Here is a 19,998-nt window from a genome sequence, read left to right as displayed (position 1 = left end):
ACAATCTGTTTTGTATCATGCGAGGAGGACACTGTCTATGGAATCATTTATCCCGATGTTGAATGCTATCGACTCCTTTATGTGGGGGCCGCCGCTTATCACCTTGCTGGTGGGTACAGGCATCTATCTGACCTTGCGCCTGAAGCTGCTGCAGGTAGTCCGCCTGCCCAAGGCTCTGTCCTTGATTTTCAAGGCCAAGAACCACGGCGAAGGCGATGTTTCCAGCTTCAAGGCTCTCTGCGTGGCACTGGCCGCCACTGTCGGTACCGGCAATATCGTCGGTGTAGCCACCGCCGTGAAGATTGGCGGTCCCGGTGCCATCTTCTGGATGTGGATGGCCGCCTTCTTCGGCATGGCAACCAAATATGCCGAAGGCCTCCTCGCCGTGAAATACCGCAGCACCGATGCCAATGGCAATATCGCCGGCGGCCCGATGTATTACATCCGCAAGGGCATGGGCGAGAAATACAAGCCGCTGGCTACCTTCTTCGCTGCCGCTACGATTCTCGTCGCTTACTTCGGTATCGGTACCTTCCCGCAGGTCAACGCCATTGTGGATAGTGCGGAAATCTCCTTTGGCCTGTCCAAGGTACTGACGGGCGCTGTGTTGACGATCCTCATCGCCGCTATCACCATCGGCGGCCTGCAGAGCATTGCCAAGGTTGCCTCCAAGGTCATCCCCTTCATGGCTGTGATGTATATCCTCATCAGCCTGGGGCTGATTGCCATGAATATCGAAAACCTGCCCGCAGCCGTGGCCCTTGTCTTTGAATCGGCCTTTACCGGTACGGCAGCTGCCGGCGGTTTTGCCGGTTCCACCATCATGATGGCTATGCAGAACGGTATTGCCCGCGGTGTGTTCTCCAATGAATCCGGCTTAGGCTCTGCACCGATTGCAGCAGCAGCAGCCAAGACCAAGGAGCCGGCTGAACAGGGTCTGATTTCCATGACGGGTACCTTCATCGACACGCTGATCATCTGCACCATGACGGGCCTGGCCCTCGTGCTGACCGGCGTATGGCAGGGTGATGCCGCTGGTGCCGCTATGACCAGCGCCGCCTTCGCCGCCACTTATGGCCATATCGGCAGCATGCTGTTGACGGTTGCCCTCGTGCTCTTCGCGTTCACCACCATCCTGGGCTGGAACTACTACGGCGAACGCGCCTGCATCTATCTCTTCGGCACGAAAGGCGTGATGCCTTACCGCATCATCTTCATCGCCCTGATTGCCAGCGGCGGTTTCCTGAAACTCGAAGCCATCTGGATTTTGGCAGATATCGTCAACGGTTTGATGGCAATCCCGAACCTGATTGCCCTGATTGCCCTGTCAGGCGTCGTCGTGGCAGAAACCGAAAGCTACCTCTCTCGCAAAGGGGAACTTGACGAACCCGAAGCCCACCATTCGGCTGTTGCAGAATAAAGCAAGATGAAAGATTTCTCGATTTTTCATCAGCCCTTACACGAAATCTAAACCATTCTGCACCTTGCAGGCTTGACTTGCAAAGATTTCACAGCAAAAAACAAAGGCAGACTCGCTTGACAATGGCGAATCTGCCTTTTGCTTTTAGATCAATATGCCCTGACAGTGATCGATCTCATGCTGGATGATCTCTGCCGTAAAGCCGGAGAAGCGCTGTTTCTGCGGCTTGAATTTCATATCCTGGTACTCCACTTCGATCCATGCATAGCGCTTGGCCGGACGTTCTCCTAACAAAGAGAGACAGCCTTCCATGACTTCACTGCATTCCTCGGCATGCTTGACGATTTTCGGATTGAACATCGCCACATTCTGCTTGCCCACCTGTACGGCGATAATGCTCTTGGCCACGCCGATCATATTGGCGGCCAGCCCGACACAGATGGCACGGTTTGCCTTGAGCGTGTCCAACAGATCCTCTGCCACGGCCTTGTCCTTGCGGGTTGCAGGCTCTGCTTTCCTTTGCAGGAACTCCGTATCCTTGATAATATTCTTGACCATAGATCTCTCCCCATTTCTGACATGATTTTCCGCTTCTAATTCTACCACAATTTTTCCTGCCTCAAAACCTTTACATATATCCCCTGCTGTCCTACAATAGTTTACATACATTTACAATCATGTTTACACAATAGAGAGAGGATCGGGATAGTTTGAGTGACGACAAGGATGAGATATTGAACAAACCCTTCGCAGAGATCGGCGAGAAACTGCATCTGCTCCTGCAGACCGGGGCACTGCTGATGGAAAACGGAGCGGACAGCGACCGCACGGTGCGGGATATGCGGCGGGCAGCAGCCTATATGGGCATCGACCAGGAACATATGCACCAGCATGTGCTCTATACCACGTTGATGCTCAATGTCAGCGACAGCCGCCATTCTTATACGGAGTTCTGCAAATACCAGAAACTCGGGGTCAATATGACCACGCTTTCTGCGGTGAGCAAGCTGACCTGGCGGGCGCTGGCCCAGAATTACAGCCTCGAAGCCTTCCGGCGGCAGCTGAACAATATACGGAACCTCCCCCGTGCCTATCCCGTATGGCTGACAGCCCTGGGCGCAGGCGCGGCCTGCGGCGGCTTCTGCAAGCTCTTCGGCGGCAGCTGGCTGGATTTCCTGTTGACGGCCATCTGCTCATTCCTGGGCTTCTATATGCGGCGGCTCTGCACCCGCTATGCCTTCAATGCCTACGCCACCATTGCCATCACGTCATTCGTGACAACCATACTGGCCTGGAGCACGCAGTTTTTGACCGGCGGACTCAACTGGTATCCGCTGATTGCCTGCACGCTGTTCCTCGTGCCCGGAATTCCGCTTATCAACGCAGTGGATGATCTGCTCAACAACTTCATCGTAGCAGGCATGACACGGGCCATGCACACGCTGCTCGTGGTCGGCAGCATGACCTTCGGCATCGTCATCGCCATCCGGCTCTGCGGCGTAACCGACTTCACCAGCGTCCAGCTTACGCCGGACACGCATTATCTGTCACAGGCCATCGCCGCAGCCGTTGCCGCCGTGGGCTTTTCCATCATCTTCAACGTGCCCAAGCGGATTCTGCCCGTGGTGGCCGTTGGCGGTATCATCACGGTGCTCCTGCGCAATATTTCCGTGTTGGAGCTGGGGCTTTCCCAGACTGCCGGTTCCTTTATCGGCGCAGCTGTCGTGGGACTGATTGCCCTGCGGGCCATCCACTGGTTCCATACGCCCAATATCGTCATGACCATCCCTTCCGCCATTCCCATGATTCCCGGGGTACTGCTTTACCGTCTGCTCTTTGCCGTACTGAACATCCAGTTCATCACGGGTGAAGAATTTTTTGCCAGCTTCCGCATGGGCGTGGATGCCGTGACCATCATCATCGGCATAGCCGTGGGTGTCGCCATTCCCAATATTTTCATCCATCGCCAGATTGAACGCCGCAAACAGAACAATGTTGCGAAATTGTTGGCGAAACGATATGCCGAAGCTGAAGATTAAGAAAGAAGGTATTTTATGACGCTTACTACGACTTCTTCTCCCCGGCGGGAAGCTTTCGTGGAGGGAGCCCGTGACGGCTTCCCCATTGCGCTGGGTTACTTCGTCGTGTCCTTCACGCTGGGCATTGCCGCCCGCAACGCGGGACTGACCCCCTTTGAAGGCTTTCTCGCCAGCTTTTTCAACAACGCATCAGCAGGAGAGTACGCAGCCTTCACGATCATTGCCGCCGATGCACCTTATCTGGAACTGGCACTGATGACGCTCGTAGCCAATGCCCGCTACCTGCTCATGAGCTGCGTGGTCAGCCAGAAGTTCTCCCCGGATACCAATATCCTGCACCGTGTCCTGGTAGGTTTCGATATCACCGATGAAATCTTCGGCATCACGATTGCCCGCAAGGGCCCACTGAATCCTTACTATAATTACGGCGCCATGAGCCTGGCCCTGCCCGGCTGGTCCGTGGGCACGGCGTTAGGCGTCATGGCGGGCAATATGCTGCCGGAAGCCGCCGTCAGCGCCCTGAGCGTGGCCCTGTTCGGCATGTTTATCTGGGTTATCATCCCGCCTGCCCGGGATAACCGCGTTATCGGCGCGTTAGTAGCCGCCAGTTTTGCCGCCAGCTTTGCCTGCACCTATCTGCCCCTTGTCAGCGACCTGTCCGGCGGCACCCGCACCATTATCCTGACCGTAGTCATCGCCACGATTGGTGCGATCCTGCATCCTGTAAAAGAATGACATACGAAAACGCCCCCCGGGTAGTCAGTCCGGGGGGTGCTTGAACCATTGACAGAATGCCTTTTCGCTAACTTCGCACTTTCTGTTCTTGCAGGTATTGCTTAAGTAGCTCGACAGACAGCGCCCGCAACGGTAAAGAGCCTTCAAAACTCCGCTGATGACTAGTCACCATCAGCACCGGCCGGCCAGAAAACTGGCCGGCCTTTTAATTTTTATTCACATAAATTATGCTTATCCAACACTAAGGGTAATGACAGTTTTATTTTTTACTGTCTCTCATAGGGGAGCATATCCATACTTCACTGTCCCTTTTCTTCTATTTATTCAGCTGCCAGCGTAACTTCTTCCTCGGCCTTGAGCTGAACCATATCTTCACGCACGGCACCGTTCCAACGATATTTCACCGTCAGGACCAGCACAGCTGCGGCCAGCATGAAGGCGGCCATGATATAGTAGCCCCATGCAAAACCACCTGTGGTGGTATGTACCCAGGCCATCATGTTAGGGCCAACCCAACCACCGATATTGCCACAGGAATTGATGAGGGCAACAGATGCCGCGGCTGCCGGCCCCGTCAGGAAGGTCGTCGGTATCGTCCACCATACGCCCATGGCAGCGTAAATGCCGATTGCCGACAGGCAGACGAGGAACAAGGCCATGCCCATGCTATCCACCAACGGCGAACAGCCCAGGCCCACAGCACCTACCAGCAAGGCACCAGCCACATGCCAAACCTTGTCACCCGTACGGGTAGACGTATGGCCGATGATCACCTGCACCACCAGCGCAGCCAGCATGGGGATGGCGATAGCGCCGCCCAGCAGGCTCGTAGACCAACCGGACATGCCTTTAAGTACCGTCGGCATCCAGAAATTGAACCCCCAAAAACCGACAACCCAAAGGAAATAGATCAGGCAGAGTTTCAGAACCTTCGGTTCGCAGAATGCCTGCCAAACCGTATATTTCTTGACGCGGTGCATAGCGGCCTGCTCGTCCTCATAGACCGTATTCAGATAAGCCTTCTCTTCAGCCGTAAGCCAATGCGCCTGCTCGGGACGATCTTTGACCGCAAAGAAGAAATATACCGCAAAAGCCAAAGCCGGCAGCGCTTCCAGGATAAAGAGTTCCTGCCAGCCATGCAGTCCGAACAGAGACGTTTCCAACAGCACGCCAGCTAACGGCGCACCGATAATGGTAGAAATCAGAAGCGACGTGAGCATCAGGGAAGTCGCTCTGGCCCGTTCGCCAGCAGCAAACCAACGCGGGAACAGCACGGAATAGATGACCGGATAGAGACTTGCTTCTGATGCCCCCAGCAGGAACCGGCACAGATAGAATTCCGACGGCGTTTTCACGAAGGCCATATACACGCAAACCAATCCCCAGGTGAACATGATACGGGCAATCCACTTCGTTGCCGAAAACTTCGCGGCCACCAGCGAACCTGGCACTTCAAAGATCAGATAGCCAACAAAGAAGATGCCCGCGCCCATGCCAAAGATTTCCGGCGTCAGCCAGGGCATATCTTCCGTCATCGTGAGCTTGGCATACGCCACGTTCACGCGATCGATACAAGCAATGATGGAAACCAGGAACACCGGCAAAATGATGCGCCAATCCCGTTTCCGTTTCAATCGTTGCAAATCCAAAGCTTCCATAATGATTCCTCCCTAAAATGATTCCTATAAAATAAAAAAGCCCGTCCCCCGAAAGGGACGGACCCATCGTCCGTGTTACCACCCAAATTCCCTGCCATACAGCAAGGCACTCTACTGCGTACCATCATACGCGGCTTCTGTAACGGGAAGCCCCCGTGGCCGCTTACTGGACTTTACAAAACCAAGTCCGTTCAGCACCATATCTCAAGGATGATTTTCCACTTCCGCTGGACTATCGGCTTACACCAAACCCGACTCGCTGCCAATCCGCTGCAAAATGTACTCTTTCCTCTCATCGACTGTTTTCATGATATGGATTATTGTGTTTTCGAATACGAGTATTATATTAGCACCCCTATGTAAAGTTGTCAACCTGTTATTTTCCCGAAACAAACTTTACAATTCCAGAACATGCGCCTAAAATAGATAACATATATCAGACAGAAAGGACTGCTCCCATGAACCACGATATTTATATTTACCTGCTCGTTATGAGCGCCGTCACTATCGCCATCCGCCTGCTCCCTGTCACCCTTATCCGCCGCCCCATCAAAAATCAGTTCCTGCGGTCGTTTCTCTTCTATGTTCCCTACGTCACGCTGGCTGTCATGACGTTCCCCGCCATCCTGTATGCCACTCGGAGTCCCTATGCAGGACTTTCGGCCCTGCTTATCGGCATCTGGCTGGCCTGGAAGGGTTTCAGCCTGTTCAAAGTGGCCGCCGCCTGCTGTATTGTTGTGTTTGGCGTGGAGTTCGTACTGCTGTAAAAAAAGAGCTCCTGAAGCATCATCCCGGCTTCAGGGGCTCTTCGTCCACTCTATGCAATCTGATACACACGTGCATCAAAGTTTTTCCAATAGCTCACAGCATCATCATAGGACAACAGGTAGCGATCCTCAGCTTCACTCTTGCCCAGTTCAATGCCATAACAGCATTTTGCAAACACCGTTGCTTCCTTGCTGGCCGCCTCGCGAAGAATCTCCTGCAACGTATCTTCCACAAACGCCGTCCGCGATTTCCAGGCCGCCTGCTCCTTCAGATTATACCGGCCATTCTTGAACTTGAACAATTTATTTGTCGCATTATTCACCGCAACAATCATCTTTCTTTCTCCTCTCTGATTTTTCCCATTGCATAAATGCTTTTTATAGATTCCCTTAACATACATCTATTTTATAAATTTACACCCTGATTTTACTCCAAAAGTCCCAATTTATCAAGATATTTTTCCCGAAAATACCTGCTTTCCCGAAAAACTTTTCCGCCAGCTTATCAAGGCTCCCGCTGGGGGAAGAATTCGTTCAGCACCCGCTCATCCTGCGGCTTGCCGAGATATGTGCCCAACAGGAAGAACAACAGGGAAGCCGTGATCCCGATGGTGATCTGATGCAGGCCCATGACCTTGAAGCCCATCCCCTGCGTCAGGCAGTACACCAGCGTGCCACCGCCCATGGACAGGATAGCGCCCAGCTTATTGGCGCGCCGCCAGAACAGGCCCAACAGCAGCATCCAGAAAAACGCCGTTTCCAGGCCGCCGAAGGCAAACATATTGATGATCCAGATCAGGCTCGGCGGCGTCAGGGCAATCACGAAGACCACTACACCGATGACAGCCGTGGCCAGCATGGACAGCAGGCGCAGCTGTTTCGTTCCCGGTTCTTTGCCCTGCTTATGCGCGTGATGCAGATATACATCCTTGATGATGGCTGAAGACGCCACAATCAGCAGGCCGGAAATCGTCGAAATCGAAGCTGCCAGCGGGCCGATAATGGCCAGCCCCACCAAAGCCGGCGGCATAACCGTGACTATAGTCCTAGGAATGATATTATCCACGCCGCCATAAGAAGCCAGATCCCCCGTCAGCACACCATGAGCCAGAATCCCGGTGAAATTGATGCCGATGTTCATGAAGCCGACGACCACCGTGCCAATCAGCATGGCCTTGTGCAGGCTGGCAGTGTCCTTGTAGCTGATACCACGCACAACCGACTGAGGCAGGGCAATGGTACAGATACCGACCAAGATCCACTGGGTCAGATAGAGCCCGGCCGGCATATGTCCGCCAGAATACGGTTCGAACATTTCCGGATGGTTGGCATGGAGATTCGCCATGATCGCCGTATAGCCGCCGCCCGCATCCAGCACATGGTAGAGCAGCAGTACGATTCCCACCATCATGATGACCGCACAGCAGGTATCCGTGAGCGCCACAGCCCGGAAGCCGCCCACTGTGGTATAGACCACCACGGCCAGGCCGAAGAGCAGCAGCCCCATCTCATAGCTATAACCCGTGACCGCCGCAAACAGCTTGGCACCGCCGACGAACTGCGCCGTCATGGTCGCACAGAAGAACAAGACGATAATGAACGCGGCCAGACTGGCCAAACCATCGGATTGGAATCGCTCACGGATGATATCCACCACCGTCACCGCATCGAACTTGCGCGATAGCAACGCCACCCGCTTGCCAAAGATGCCCAGCACGAGAAAGATCGCCGTGACCTGTACCACCGCCATATATATCCAGCCAAAACCAATCTGCCAGGCCATCCCCGGCCCGCCCACAAAGGAGCTGACCGAACTATAGGTCGCCACCGTGGTCATGGCCAGCACAAAACCGCCCAAATCATGATTGCCGATAAAATACTGTTGGACAAAATTCTTGCCAAAGCCTCTGGCCTGTACCTGCCGCACATAGAACCCAATGCCGATCATCACCGCCATAAAGATAAGCAGCGGCAAAAGGGCTGCCGGATTACCGCCATTACTCATGGGAACCTGCCTCCTTTTCCTGCTCCAAAGACATGTCCCGGAAAACAAACTTCAGCAACACTCTCACCAGCACAATGGCAAAAAGCCAGACGCCGATACTGGAGGTAACCGCCCATAAAGGCAAACCAAACAATTCCACCTGCACATCGCTGAGGCCAAATCCCGCCCAGCACCAAAATAAAATAAGGACCAGCAAAGCCAGCCCCGTAAACGCGGCTTCCCGGCGAATCTGCTGATACTTTTCCCACTCTGTCATTTCTAAATCTCCTTTCGTACAGTTGCACCCTCTTCCGCGCATACCGTCAACATCTAGTGTACCGCAAAATTTCCGTGCAGGCAAATACAGCAGGAATTTTCCCCGCCAAGGCGAAAACTAATGGCAAGGATATTGATTCACACGACTCAGGAAAGGATGATGCTATATGAAACACGTTATAACGTTACTGCTGTTCGCGCTGTTGCTAAGCAGCAGCCTGGCGGCTGCCAATGGCACCATAACAGGCACCGTTTATCTCCCCAATACCGAACGGGGCGTGCATGCAGGCCCTGGCGGCATGATGTGGGATATAAGTGCCCCCAAAAACCGCAAGAATGCCGAAAGGGCAGAGGTCTGGCTCATTGAACAGAACATCAACTTCCATGCGCTGCCCTATGCCTCCGTACAAAAATGGTATCAGGAAGGAAAGATTCCCGAAGGCCAGCCCATCTATCATGTGGAAGTGAACGAAAAAGGACACTTTACATTCCAAGATGTGCCCGCGGCTGATTATTATGTCATGATTCTCGACCCCAATGGGCAGGAAAGCACCCAGAATCTCACCGAAAAAATAAGCCGCGATGAGCTTCTGCAAAAACTTCCGCATACCGATGAATTTGAACTATTCATGATTGGGATGCGCACCTGCCTGGTGCAGAAGGTCAGCCTGAAAAATGGGCAGAACATAAAGATCCGCCCAGGATTTCTTTAAGAAAGGAGTTTTATCATGACCATTCTCGATAGCATGCTGGCAGCCAATGCAGAATTCTGTGCGAATCCACCCACGGACTATACGCAGGAAGATCACAAAAAAAGCAAGCTGCCGCAAAAGCAGGTAGCCCTGATCACCTGTATGGATACCCGGCTGGTGAATTTCTTAGAACCAGCCTTGGGGATCGGCCGCGGCGAAGCCAAGGTAATAAAAACCGCCGGCAATGGCATTACCGGCGTGTTTGATGGCACCATCAGGAGCCTTCTCGTATGCATCTATGAATTAGGCGTCAAGGAGATCATCGTAATCGGCCATCATGAATGTGGCATGGCCAATACCACCTCTGAAAGTCTCATAAAATCCATGCTGGAACGCGGCATTTCCAAAGAAGCCATCCATATGGTAAAAAAGGAACTGGCCGAATGGGCAGACGAATTCCACCATCCCGAACAGAACGTCATCGACACAGTGGAACGCATCCGCCTCAACCCGCTGATTCCTGAGGATGTCCCCATCCACGGGCTGATCTTCCACCCCCGCACAGGTAAGGTGGATGTGGTCATGAATGGCTACCACTAGGCGCGCTCCCAGTGCCATATTTCCTGGCTTTCCATTCCCATACCCGGTCATGGATCCTGGCCTGGCGCAATGCTCCGTCCATCGCCTCATAAGCCAGATTATCGACATCTCCCTGCAGGGAAATCTCGTCATCATAGCGGCGGGATACGGTCTTGCTGAAAACCTCATCAGCCACGCGATCATACCCCACGATCCGCACTGAGGCATAACTGTGGAGGATATACCGCCCCCAATGATGCCAGCTCATACTTTGATATTGTTCGTATCCCGCCAGCACAGGCATGACCACCAGATCCGCCTTCAATTCCTGCGCCAACGGCCGCATCAGGTCTTTGATCCGAACCTTATCACCACCCGCAGCACAGACCTTATCCCAGGCCGCAAAACATTCCCCTTCGGGAATGAAAGACAACACCTGCAGAGAATCATTGAAGGGAATATGAAGGCTGCGGTCAATCAGCCGTTCCAGCTTATCCTGGACATGGGGAGCAGGCTGCATCCGGCCTTGCATCTGCAAAGGAAATTGCGCGACCCGCAGCGGAGGCAACGGTGGAAGTTCCCGCGTTGCTTCCGCCGCCCCCGACAGGAGGCAAAAAACTGCTAACATACAAACCAGGCTGAGCAGCTTTTTCATCATCATTCCCTCCTAAAATTCAATGAATGGATTTCTTCTTGAAGCGCCCGCCCACAATGTCATGCACGGCATTGATGGTTACAAAGGCGCTTTCATCTTTGTCCAAAACGATTTCCTTCAGCTTATCCACTTCCAGGCGGGTCACTACGCAGTAAAGCACTTCCTTGCTCTCCCCAGTGTAGCCACCTGCACCGTGCAGCAAGGTCACACCACGGCCCAGGCGGTCATTCAGGGCAGAAGTGATTTCCTCATGCTCGTTGGTCACAATCATCACCGCATAGCTTTCATCCAGCCCTTTGATCACCACATCAATCATCTTGGAAATGACGAAATAGGCCACCAATGAGTACATGGCTTTATCCCAACCATAAAGCAGGCCGGCACTGGACAAAATAAAGAGGTTGATGAACATAACTACTTCACCAACGGAAAACACAGATTTCTTATCCATGATAATGGCCACGATCTCTGTGCCATCCAGACTTCCCCCTGCCCGAATGATCAGCCCTACGCCCAGACCGTCAATAATGCCGCCAAAGATAGCCGCGAGGAAAGGGTCATCCGTAACCTTGGGCACAGGGCCAAAGACTTCCGACCAAAATGACAGGAAACAGATGGCAATCATGGTGGCAATAGCAAAATTCTTGCCGATCTGCTTATACCCCATGAAGAGAAAGGGGATATTCAGCAAAACCAGGAATACACCCAGGCTCATGCCCGTAAGCGTCTGCATCATGATGGACACGCCCACGATACCGCCGTCGATTACATTGTTTGGAATCAGGAATAATTCCAAGCCCAGGGCCGCGATAATCGCACCGACAAAGATCATGGCATATTTTTTCAAATAGAACGATGCCTTGCGATGCTGTACGATTTTCTGCTTACCGTCCTTATCCTGCATTGCTTTTTCTTCCATACGCCTCACGCTCCCATTTTACAATCATATCTATTATCTATTATACCATCTGCATAGCGAATAATCCTCTTTTTTATGTTTATCTCTGTACTATAATAAAGTACATTCGTATTTTGTCGGTGGTTTTTGACGAGATTTAGCACTTTTTTGCTTGTTTTTTCGTGGCTTTGATTGACTTTGGCTGACTTTAGTTGTATTATATAAAAAACATCACAATTTTGGAGAGTGATAGCCATGCTGACGGAAGAGCGTTATGCGACCATCCTGCGCATCCTGGAAGAGAAAAAGGCTGTTACCGTCCTTGACCTCACCCGCGCTTTGGATGCTTCTGAGTCCACGGTGCGCCGGGACCTCACCGCTTTGCATAAATGCGGCAGGCTCTACAAGGTGTACGGCGGGGCCACTTCCATCGACAACAATTACACGAGTGCCGAGGAAGACATGAAAACCAAGAACGATCTTTTCCCCGAGGAAAAGATTGCCATTGCCCGCAAGGCGGCTGGAATGATCAAGCGTAAAGATTTTGTGTATATCGACGCTGGTTCCACCACCTTGCATTTGATTGACTTTCTGACTGAAACCAGTGCCGTATTCGTCACGAACGGCATGCAGCACGCAGCCAAACTGGCCGCCAAGGGCTTCAAGGTCTTTATCATCGGCGGGGCTGTAAAGGCTGTGACAGAGGCAGTGGTTGGTACAGAAGCTTTGAATAATTTGAAATGTTACAACTTCACCAAGGGATTCTTTGGCACCAATGGCATCAGCCCCAAGTCCGGTTTTTCTACGCCGGATGCGGATGAGGGCACCATCAAGAGTGCAGCCCTGGCTCGTTGCAAGAATGCCTATGTTCTGGCTGACCAGTCAAAGTTCAACAAGATTTCCCCGATTACCTTTGCCAATATCTCCAGTGCCACCATCATCACGGGTCGTCTGGAAGATAAGAAATATCGTGATTATACAACTGTTATTGAAGGAGAATGAAACATGATTTACACCGTAACCTTCAATCCATCTCTGGATTACATCGTACGCTTGGACAGCTTCACGGCTGGTGAGATCAACCGCGTGAACTACGAGCAGGTACTGGCGGGCGGCAAGGGCATCAACGTGTCCATCGTGCTCAAGAACCTCGGCCATGACAACAGCGCCCTGGGTTTCGTCGCAGGCTTCACAGGCGAGGAAATCAAGCGCCAACTCAAGGACTTCGGCGTCAAGAGCGATTTCGTTCAGCTTGATGAGGGTTTCTCCCGCATCAACGTCAAGGCAAAAGCCAGCACGGAAACAGAAATCAACGGCCAGGGTCCGGACATAAGCGTTGCAAAACAGCAGGAACTCTTTGCCCAGCTCGATAAGCTCGTGGAAGGCGACACGCTGGTGCTGGCAGGCTCCATTCCCAAGACCCTGCCGGATGATATCTATCAGCGCATCATGGCCCGCCTCGACGGCAAGGGCATCCGCATCGTGGTAGATGCCGAGAAGAAACTGCTGCTCAACGTACTGCAGTATCATCCGTTCCTGATCAAACCGAACAACCATGAACTGGGCGATATGTTCGGCGTGAAGCTGACCACGGATGAAGAAATCATCACCTATGCCAAGAAGCTGCAGGAAAAAGGTGCTCAGAACGTACTGATTTCCATGGCTGGCGATGGTGCAATCCTGTTGACGGCTGATGGCCAGTCCTTCAAGTGCCCGGCACCGAAAGGCAAGCTCATCAACTCCGTCGGCGCTGGCGACTCCATGGTAGCTGGTTTCATCACGGGCTATATGGAATCCAATGGGAACTTCGAGAAGGCCTTCCATATGGGTGTGGCTACGGGTTCTGCTTCTGCATTTAGTGAAAATCTCGCTACCCGTCCGGAAGTTGAAGCACTGCTGGCAACCATCGAATAATTGGGATCTCGCCTTTTAGGCATCATAAATATAATTTTTTTACAAAGGAGAGAACATTATGCGTATCACTGACCTGCTCAAGAGCGAGAGCATCGTTCTTGGCGCCTCCCCCGCGGACAAAGCTGCCGCCATCAATCAGCTGGCTGATCTGATGGAAGCTGGCGGCAATCTGTCCGACAAAGAACAGTACAAGAAAGACGTATTTGCCCGTGAAGAATCCGGCACGACTGGCCTCGGCGATGGTATCGCCACTCCCCATGCCAAGAGTGCTGGCGTTAAAGCCGCTGGCCTTGCTGCTATGACGGTTCCGGCTGGCATGGACTTCGCTTCCATGGACGGCCTGCCAAGCCGCCTGTTCTTCATGATTGCCGCTCCGGACTCTGCCAATGATGACCATCTGGCAATCCTGTCCAAGCTGGCTACCATGATCATGGACCCGGATTTCAAGGAAGCCCTGATTGCTGCCCAGAGCAAAGATGAGTTCCTGAAGCTCATCGACGACAAGGAAGATGGCAAATTCGTTGCTCCGGCTGCCGCAGATAGTGCCGCTGAAGAAGCACCGAAAGCTGACCATATCCAGGTACTGGCTGTAACTGCCTGCCCCACCGGCATTGCCCATACCTTCATGGCCGCTGAAAGCCTCGAACAGCACGCCAAGAAACGCGGTATCACCATCAAGGTTGAGACCAACGGCTCCGGCGGTGCCAAGAATGTACTGACGGCTGAAGAGATTGCCAAAGCTGACGCTATCATCGTCGCTGCTGATAAGAACGTCGCTATGGCCCGTTTCGATGGCAAACCGACCATCATCACCAAGGTTGCTGACGGCATCAACAAGGCGGACGAACTCCTCGACCGTGCCCTGTCCGGCAACGCTCCCATCTATCATGCTTCCGGTGCTGACGAAAGCGACGGCGCTGCTGACGTATCCGGTGAAAGCCTGGGCCGTCAGATCTACAAGCACCTCATGAACGGTGTCAGCCACATGCTGCCCTTCGTCGTTGGCGGTGGTATCCTGATTGCCATGGCCTTCCTGTTCGATGATTATTCCATCGACCCGAGCAAGTTCGGCTCCAATACGCCGCTGGCTAAGTTCTTCATGGATATCGGCGGTGCTTCCTTCGGCTTCATGCTGCCAATTCTCGCTGGCTTCATCGCTATGTCCATCGCTGACCGTCCAGGCCTGGCTGTTGGTTTCGTCGGCGGTGCTCTGGCTGGCACCACGGGTTCCGGCTTCCTCGGCGCCCTCGTAGCTGGTTTCGTTGCCGGTTACGCTGTTAACTTCCTGAAGAAAGCCTTCTCCTGCCTGCCGGAGTCCTTGGACGGCATCAAGCCCGTTCTGCTCTATCCCTTCTTCGGCATCCTGATCATCGGCTTCATCAGCATGTTCATCATTGCTCCGCCGGTCGGTGCCATCAACACCTGGCTGGTTGATACCCTGAAGAACATGGACCCGAATGCCCGTATCTTCCTGGGCATCGTCATGGGTGGCATGATGGCTATCGACATGGGCGGCCCCATCAACAAGGCTGCTTATGTAACGGGTACAGGCCTCTTAGCTTCCGGCGAATACCATGTCATGGCCGCTGTTATGGCTGGCGGTATGGTTCCGCCTCTGGCTATCGCGCTCTGCACAACGTTCTTCAAGAACCGCTTCACCGAAAGCGAACGCAAAGCTGGTATCACCAACTACGTCATGGGCATGTCCTTCATCACGGAAGGTGCTATCCCGTTTGCTGCTGGTGACCCCCTGCGCGTGATTCCGTCCGTATTCATCGGTTCCGCTACGGCTGGTGCCCTGTCCATGGCCTTTGACTGCACGCTGCGTGCTCCCCATGGCGGTATCTTCGTAGTACCGACCATCGGCAACGCTGCCATGTATCTGGCCGCAATCATCATTGGTGCTGTAGTTGGCTGCCTTGTGCTGTCCGTACTGAAGAAGCCCATCAAAGAATAAAATCAAAAGAATACCATAAGATAAGCAGCTCATCGAGTTCGTTGATGAGCTGCTTATTTGTAAATTTTAGGAGGATGTATGATACGCTGATGGCCCTTGGCGATGTCACCCAGCCTGCTCCTGTCTTTGCCATGTTCACCCTGGCACTCACCATTATCCTCATGGTGCAGGGCGCTATTTTGATCAGCATTGGCTTGACCACGCTTCTTTCCATGGCTTTGGGCTATTCCCCTGTGCCCCACGGCATTGACGATATCATCAGCTTCAATATTCCCTCGCTGAGCGGCTCCTTCGCCCAGCTCGATATTGCAGGGGCCTGGGATTACGGGATCATTTCCATCATCTTCACCTTTACCATGGTGGAACTGTTCGATAATATACTTTATGCAATGCCAACCACTCCTATTAGACTGACTAGAAAGATCAAATCCCCAAAAACGAATTAAGCTGGTAGTTCTTAATGCTGGCCAGTACAGTGGTTTGCAGGGCCGTAGTTAAGGCTTTGCTGGTGGCCTGGGCGGCTTCGGTGTCGATACTGCCATTCAATAAGCCACTGTTGTTGAGCTGGTTGAGCCAGGCAATATTCTGGGTAATCTCATGGATGGCCTGCTGGTTCAGGCTGCGTTGCTGACGTTTGTAATAGCTATAGAGATAACCCTGTGTCTTATGATTATCGGACCAGAAACTATCCATCAGACCCAATTTATATTTCGTCAGGTCATATTCATTGAGCGTTTTATCCCATTCTTCTTGCTCTTTCCGGACCTTGTCCCAGACATCCTGATAGCTTTCCTCTTTATCCTTTTCCCTGCTCTTGCTATTTTCCGTACGCTTATATTTCTTGTCGGCTATGCTCTGCAAAGCCAGCAATTCCAATCCCATAGACATGATGATGCCCCCTTTCTGCTCTATATATCGAGCGAAAGGGGGCAAAACTTTAACGCTGCATTTCAGTTTCCAGCAAATCCCCCACTTTGTTGGCCATTTGGGACAAATCCTGCAGCTGCACAAAATTCTCGCCGTAGATTTTGTGGGCGGTCTCCGCTGCCAAAGCTGCACATGCGGCACTATTCACCAACGCCAGCACATGAAAGCCTTGTTCTTTCAGTAATTTCACGCCCTGTGCAGCATCTGCCAGTGCCGGCTTGCCGCCATAAAGATCATCCATTCCCCAGGCAGCGGGGATAGGCTGTTCATCACTGGGATTGGCATCGGTCAGGAGCAACACCAGCTTCCGCCCCTGCCGCTCTCCCCACAGCTTGGCAACGGCTCGCAAGGCTAAGCCGTCCCGATTCCAGCCCTGTGCCTTATACGAAAAAATCCCTTCCGCAGTGCAATCCGCAAATCCCTTGAGCACCTGCAGCACGGTACAGCCAGCCTGGCTGAAAAAGGAAACCGCAGCCAACGGGATTCCTGCCTGCCCCAAAGCCATCGCAATCAGATAAGCTTGGCTGGCTATGACGGCCTGCCGGTTTTTCCGGGAGTCTGAGGCATCCAATAGCAGCATGACAGAAAAATCTCCATAGCTTGCTTTTTCCGTAGCAGAAAATATCCGGCTGTCCTGCAGCACCACCCCGCGCCATACCCGTTCTGCGGTCAGCTGACCGTGGCGGGCCGGCAGAGCCAGTGGCTGCCGGTGTACCAGCATGACATTTTGCAGGCGGCGGGTCAGGGTCTGTAATTCCGTACGGAAACGCGCCTGCTGTTGTTGGAAGAAAACTAGATTTTCCCTGCAGGCCTCGCCTTTTTCCTGCGTAAACCAGAGCTGTGACTGGCAATGGATGTCCTGACACATTTCCCCTTCTATCTCCAGCAACTGCTCCTGGCGGAACAAGGACGCCCCGTAACGATCTGTCAGCTCTGACGCAGGGATTTTCGCCCATTGTCGGCCCGGCAGGAGAGATTTGCCGCCAGTCGCCATCTGCCCCTGACAGGGCTGCCATGAACCCCCAGCATCTGCCTGCCCATAGCGGGAATGGATGGGCAGCAATCGATACAAGCAAGCATGCAGCCAGGATGGCAGGGAAAAATGCAGCGCTTTCCGCGGCGTGACGTACCAATGGCAGCAAAAGAAATCTTTGATGATGCCTTCCATAGCCGCAATGAGGTCCGCCGTATCCATATCGCCCCGAAAGCATAAGGCCTGATAGATTTGCCGATCCCAGGGATTAAGCAAGCCTGCCCCTTTCCCCAGAACCTCCCGACAACGGGCACAGTTGAGCGTATGCGCCAGTTCCTGCCGCATCATCAACTGCTGGAAGGACAGGTCCACATCTTCCCGCAAAAAACGCTCCGCATGGCAATGGCGCAAATCTGCCAGGACCGGCCGAAAGGGCAATTCACGTTCATAGACGGCCGACTCCAGCCCCAGCCAGAATAAGTCCGTATAGAGTTCCCCCAGCAGGGATCCAGCCAATCTTTCCCGCAGATAAGCCGTCAGTTTTTCTGCATCATAATGACGGTGAACCAGACCGACAATAGAATTGAGGTAACGATCCGGTTCACCGTCATGATAAAACGCCAAAAACTCCGGCCGGAAATCATATTTTCCCGCCGCTGTCCAGACAATATTGAGCGCCCGCTTCTGCCGCTGGGCATGCAGGGATTCACTTGCCATTGCCATCACCCCACAAAGAAATCCTTGCTGCGCCAAGCAGCAGGCAGGCGCAGGGCAATGATATCTTCAACCAGTGCCTTTTCCTGATGGTCAAAGCATTTGCCAGTAATCCCCATAGACAGAGCCTGTCCGGCATCCAGCCCCAGACGGATAAGGCGCAAAGATTCTAAAAGCCCCCGCAGATCCAACGCCCGGCCAGAGATTTCCCTGGCCTCATATTTCTGCCGCAGGTCGAGGAACAATGCCGCCAGGAGACCTGCCCGATCTGCCCGCAGATCCGGGAATTCATATTGCAGCAAGGCGATGAGTTCCGTTTCCCCGGGTACAGGCATCTGCAAGACCACAAACCGGGACAGCAGGGCTTCATTCAGTTCCCTGGTGCCGCCATAGCCATAGTTCATCGTAGCAATAAACCGGGCAGCTGGATGCAGCTGCAAACGGTCATACCCTGGCACTTCCAACTGCCGCCGATGATCCAGCAGCGAATGCAGCACCGCCAAAGCCTCATTGCGGGCCATGTTGATCTCATCAAGGATGCCAATGCCACCAGCCGTTGCACAAGCATGGACAGGCCCTGGACGGAAGCAGACCTCCCCACTCTTGAAGGTATCCATGCCAATCAGGTAAGCGGCATCTACGTCAATATGAAACGACACATTCCAGACCGGCCTGCCGAGCAGGAAAGCCAGGCTCTCCGCCAGGATGTTCTTGCCCGTGGCTTTAGGCCCTGTCAGCAGGAGATTTGCCCCCGCCAACAGAGCTGCCAAAGCTTCTTCCAATATTTCCTTGCCAAAGTAGGGATAGCGGGGCGGAATCAGCGTCCGTTCCCCCTGCCAGGGATTCTGGCGTCGAAACTCTGCCGCCTGCACCAGCAGTTCCTGACGAATCCCCTGTTTACCGAAAAAGGCCTGCATATCCTCAACTGTCAATGCACTCACCTCTCAAAGCGTTTCAGCCCTTGGCGGAAACCTCGTTATAGACGTCCTTGAGCAGGGTTTCCTTGCGCAGGGACAGGCATTCGCAAGCGCGCTCGTCTGCATCCACATTACGGATGGTTTCGAGGATGATTTCACCGATCATGGGAGCATCATCATAGAAGATATCCGCCATGTCCTGATGGGACCATTTTTCCTTGATGCCCTCACCATAATTCACCGTGAAGTACAGCCCCGCATAGCAGGCACCGATTTCCCGGGCCAGATAGACTTCCGGGCAGATACTCTGTCCGACAATGTCGGCATGGCCGTTCATCATGGCCACCTCCGCCGGGCTTTCAAAATGCCGGCCATCGGTCACGGCATAGGTTCCGCGGGTAAATACACGGCCATCGAAGCGCTTTTTCGTGGCCGCAATCAGGGCCTTGCGCATTTCCGGGCACAGGGCGTCTCTCATGACCAACAGATAGCGGCCATCGAGCATAACATCCTTGCGCACGGATAAATCGAGATAATCGTCGGGAATGATGAAATCCCGCAGATCCAACAGTTTGTTGACCGTGCCTACACCGCCTTCGGAGATGATGCGCTTGACACCGGCTTCCCGGAACACCCAGAATACCTGCCGGGACGCATCCGCTCGCGTGACACCGCTGCGCCAGCCATGCATCTTCACGGTAAGCACATGCTTTTCCCCTACGCGGAACAGACGCATGGCAGGGCTCGTGCCATAAGGCGTATCAAATCGCAGATTATCTGCGAGGATCTCCACATCCTCATCCGGCACGTTGGCCGGGAAGTTGCTGGATAATGTGCCCGAACCGCCTACGACAGCGTAACTGGCGGCGGGAATCTTATTTTCACTCATATAT

At 53.3% G+C, this 19,998-nt stretch carries 21 protein-coding genes and 1 other annotated feature; of the genes, 10 read left to right on the top strand and 11 right to left on the bottom strand.

The genetic code is table 11. The annotated features are described in order from the left end of the window. Positions 1-37: 37 nt before the first annotated feature. Positions 38-1,420 carry an alanine/glycine:cation symporter family protein gene (locus tag BUB68_RS02830; protein ID WP_073088286.1) on the top strand — a complete coding sequence of 461 codons (1,383 nt, stop codon included), beginning with the start codon at positions 38-40 and terminating at the stop codon, positions 1,418-1,420. A gap of 144 nt (positions 1,421-1,564) precedes the next feature. Here the strand turns inward: BUB68_RS02830 and BUB68_RS02825 are convergent, their stop codons facing one another. Further along, positions 1,565-2,026 carry a peptide deformylase gene (locus BUB68_RS02825; protein WP_256625629.1) on the bottom strand — a complete coding sequence of 154 codons (462 nt, stop codon included), beginning with the start codon at positions 2,024-2,026 and terminating at the stop codon, positions 1,565-1,567. Between the two features lie 104 nt (positions 2,027-2,130). Between BUB68_RS02825 and BUB68_RS02820 the strand changes: the two genes are divergently transcribed. Then, on the top strand, positions 2,131-3,459 hold the full coding sequence (locus BUB68_RS02820; RefSeq protein WP_073088284.1) for a threonine/serine exporter family protein: 1,329 nt from the start codon (positions 2,131-2,133) through the stop codon (positions 3,457-3,459). A gap of 15 nt (positions 3,460-3,474) precedes the next feature. Then, the gene (locus BUB68_RS02815; protein WP_073088283.1) at positions 3,475-4,194 is read left to right on the top strand and encodes an AzlC family ABC transporter permease; all 720 of its coding nucleotides are present in this window, start codon (positions 3,475-3,477) and stop codon (positions 4,192-4,194) included. 320 nt (positions 4,195-4,514) lie between these two features. Here the strand turns inward: BUB68_RS02815 and BUB68_RS02810 are convergent, their stop codons facing one another. Continuing rightward, positions 4,515-5,852, bottom strand: coding sequence for an MFS transporter (locus BUB68_RS02810; protein ID WP_073088282.1), 1,338 nt, complete (start codon positions 5,850-5,852; stop codon positions 4,515-4,517). Between the two features lie 50 nt (positions 5,853-5,902). Then, positions 5,903-6,157 (bottom strand) — a binding site (T-box leader). Positions 6,158-6,310: 153 nt separating this feature from the next. Between BUB68_RS02810 and BUB68_RS02805 the strand changes: the two genes are divergently transcribed. Further along, the gene (locus BUB68_RS02805; RefSeq protein ID WP_073088281.1) at positions 6,311-6,619 is read left to right on the top strand and encodes an AzlD domain-containing protein; all 309 of its coding nucleotides are present in this window, start codon (positions 6,311-6,313) and stop codon (positions 6,617-6,619) included. Between the two features lie 50 nt (positions 6,620-6,669). Here BUB68_RS02805 and BUB68_RS02800 read toward each other — a convergent pair whose 3' ends face one another. From BUB68_RS02800 to BUB68_RS02790, 3 genes are all read right to left on the bottom strand, one after another. Next, positions 6,670-6,954 carry a hypothetical protein gene (locus BUB68_RS02800; protein WP_073088280.1) on the bottom strand — a complete coding sequence of 95 codons (285 nt, stop codon included), beginning with the start codon at positions 6,952-6,954 and terminating at the stop codon, positions 6,670-6,672. Positions 6,955-7,124: 170 nt separating this feature from the next. After that, positions 7,125-8,624: a sodium/pantothenate symporter gene (gene panF, locus BUB68_RS02795; protein WP_073088279.1), complete on the bottom strand. Its 1,500-nt coding sequence runs from the start codon at positions 8,622-8,624 to the stop codon at positions 7,125-7,127. Next, positions 8,617-8,880: a YhdT family protein gene (locus BUB68_RS02790; protein ID WP_073088278.1), complete on the bottom strand. Its 264-nt coding sequence runs from the start codon at positions 8,878-8,880 to the stop codon at positions 8,617-8,619. The genes panF and BUB68_RS02790 overlap by 8 nt, the downstream gene beginning before the upstream one ends. A 166-nt stretch (positions 8,881-9,046) precedes the next feature. On the opposite strand from BUB68_RS02790, the gene BUB68_RS02785 reads away from it, so the two are divergent. Further along, a complete protein-coding gene (locus BUB68_RS02785; protein ID WP_073088277.1) occupies positions 9,047-9,592 on the top strand; it encodes a hypothetical protein in 546 nt (181 codons plus the stop codon). Positions 9,593-9,607: 15 nt separating this feature from the next. After that, a complete protein-coding gene (locus BUB68_RS02780; RefSeq protein ID WP_073088276.1) occupies positions 9,608-10,171 on the top strand; it encodes a beta-class carbonic anhydrase in 564 nt (187 codons plus the stop codon). On the opposite strand, the gene BUB68_RS02775 is transcribed toward BUB68_RS02780, so the two are convergent. After that, entirely contained in the window at positions 10,152-10,811 is a 660-nt protein-coding gene (locus tag BUB68_RS02775; protein ID WP_143188064.1) for a hypothetical protein, read from the bottom strand. The two genes, BUB68_RS02780 and BUB68_RS02775, sit on opposite strands and share 20 nt — an antisense overlap. A gap of 13 nt (positions 10,812-10,824) precedes the next feature. Continuing rightward, a complete protein-coding gene (locus BUB68_RS02770; RefSeq protein WP_073088309.1) occupies positions 10,825-11,709 on the bottom strand; it encodes a YitT family protein in 885 nt (294 codons plus the stop codon). Between the two features lie 249 nt (positions 11,710-11,958). On the opposite strand from BUB68_RS02770, the gene BUB68_RS02760 reads away from it, so the two are divergent. The 4 genes from BUB68_RS02760 (at position 11,959) to BUB68_RS02745 (ending at position 16,020) form a co-directional block, all read left to right on the top strand. Continuing rightward, complete coding sequence (locus BUB68_RS02760) at positions 11,959-12,705, top strand: DeoR/GlpR family DNA-binding transcription regulator (RefSeq protein ID WP_073088273.1); 747 nt, start codon at positions 11,959-11,961, stop codon at positions 12,703-12,705. 3 nt (positions 12,706-12,708) lie between these two features. Next, positions 12,709-13,617: a 1-phosphofructokinase gene (pfkB, locus tag BUB68_RS02755; RefSeq protein ID WP_073088272.1), complete on the top strand. Its 909-nt coding sequence runs from the start codon at positions 12,709-12,711 to the stop codon at positions 13,615-13,617. Positions 13,618-13,675: 58 nt separating this feature from the next. Then, positions 13,676-15,574, top strand: a complete 1,899-nt coding sequence (locus BUB68_RS02750) for a PTS fructose transporter subunit IIABC (RefSeq protein WP_073088271.1) — start codon at positions 13,676-13,678, stop codon at positions 15,572-15,574. A gap of 74 nt (positions 15,575-15,648) precedes the next feature. Further along, entirely contained in the window at positions 15,649-16,020 is a 372-nt protein-coding gene (locus BUB68_RS02745; protein ID WP_073088270.1) for a hypothetical protein, read from the top strand. On the opposite strand, the gene BUB68_RS02740 is transcribed toward BUB68_RS02745, so the two are convergent. Genes BUB68_RS02740 through BUB68_RS02725 form a run of 4 tightly spaced genes read right to left on the bottom strand, consistent with a single transcriptional unit; the run spans position 15,998 to position 19,994 of the window. Beyond that, positions 15,998-16,462: a hypothetical protein gene (locus BUB68_RS02740; protein WP_073088269.1), complete on the bottom strand. Its 465-nt coding sequence runs from the start codon at positions 16,460-16,462 to the stop codon at positions 15,998-16,000. The genes BUB68_RS02745 and BUB68_RS02740 overlap by 23 nt on opposite strands. Positions 16,463-16,511: 49 nt before the next feature. Continuing rightward, positions 16,512-18,191 (bottom strand): vWA domain-containing protein, encoded by a 1,680-nt coding sequence (locus BUB68_RS02735; RefSeq protein WP_073088268.1) that lies wholly within the window; start codon positions 18,189-18,191, stop codon positions 16,512-16,514. A gap of 5 nt (positions 18,192-18,196) precedes the next feature. Beyond that, the gene (locus BUB68_RS02730; protein WP_256625619.1) at positions 18,197-19,129 is read right to left on the bottom strand and encodes an AAA family ATPase; all 933 of its coding nucleotides are present in this window, start codon (positions 19,127-19,129) and stop codon (positions 18,197-18,199) included. Positions 19,130-19,142: 13 nt separating this feature from the next. Next, on the bottom strand, positions 19,143-19,994 hold the full coding sequence (locus tag BUB68_RS02725) for an MTAP family purine nucleoside phosphorylase (RefSeq protein ID WP_073088267.1): 852 nt from the start codon (positions 19,992-19,994) through the stop codon (positions 19,143-19,145). Between the last annotated feature and the right edge of the window lie 4 nt (positions 19,995-19,998).

The organism is Pseudoselenomonas ruminantium, assembly GCF_900142515.1.
GTDB lineage: Bacteria > Bacillota > Negativicutes > Selenomonadales > Selenomonadaceae > Selenomonas_A > Selenomonas_A ruminantium_D.
This window is presented reverse-complemented; position numbering and strand designations above follow the sequence as displayed.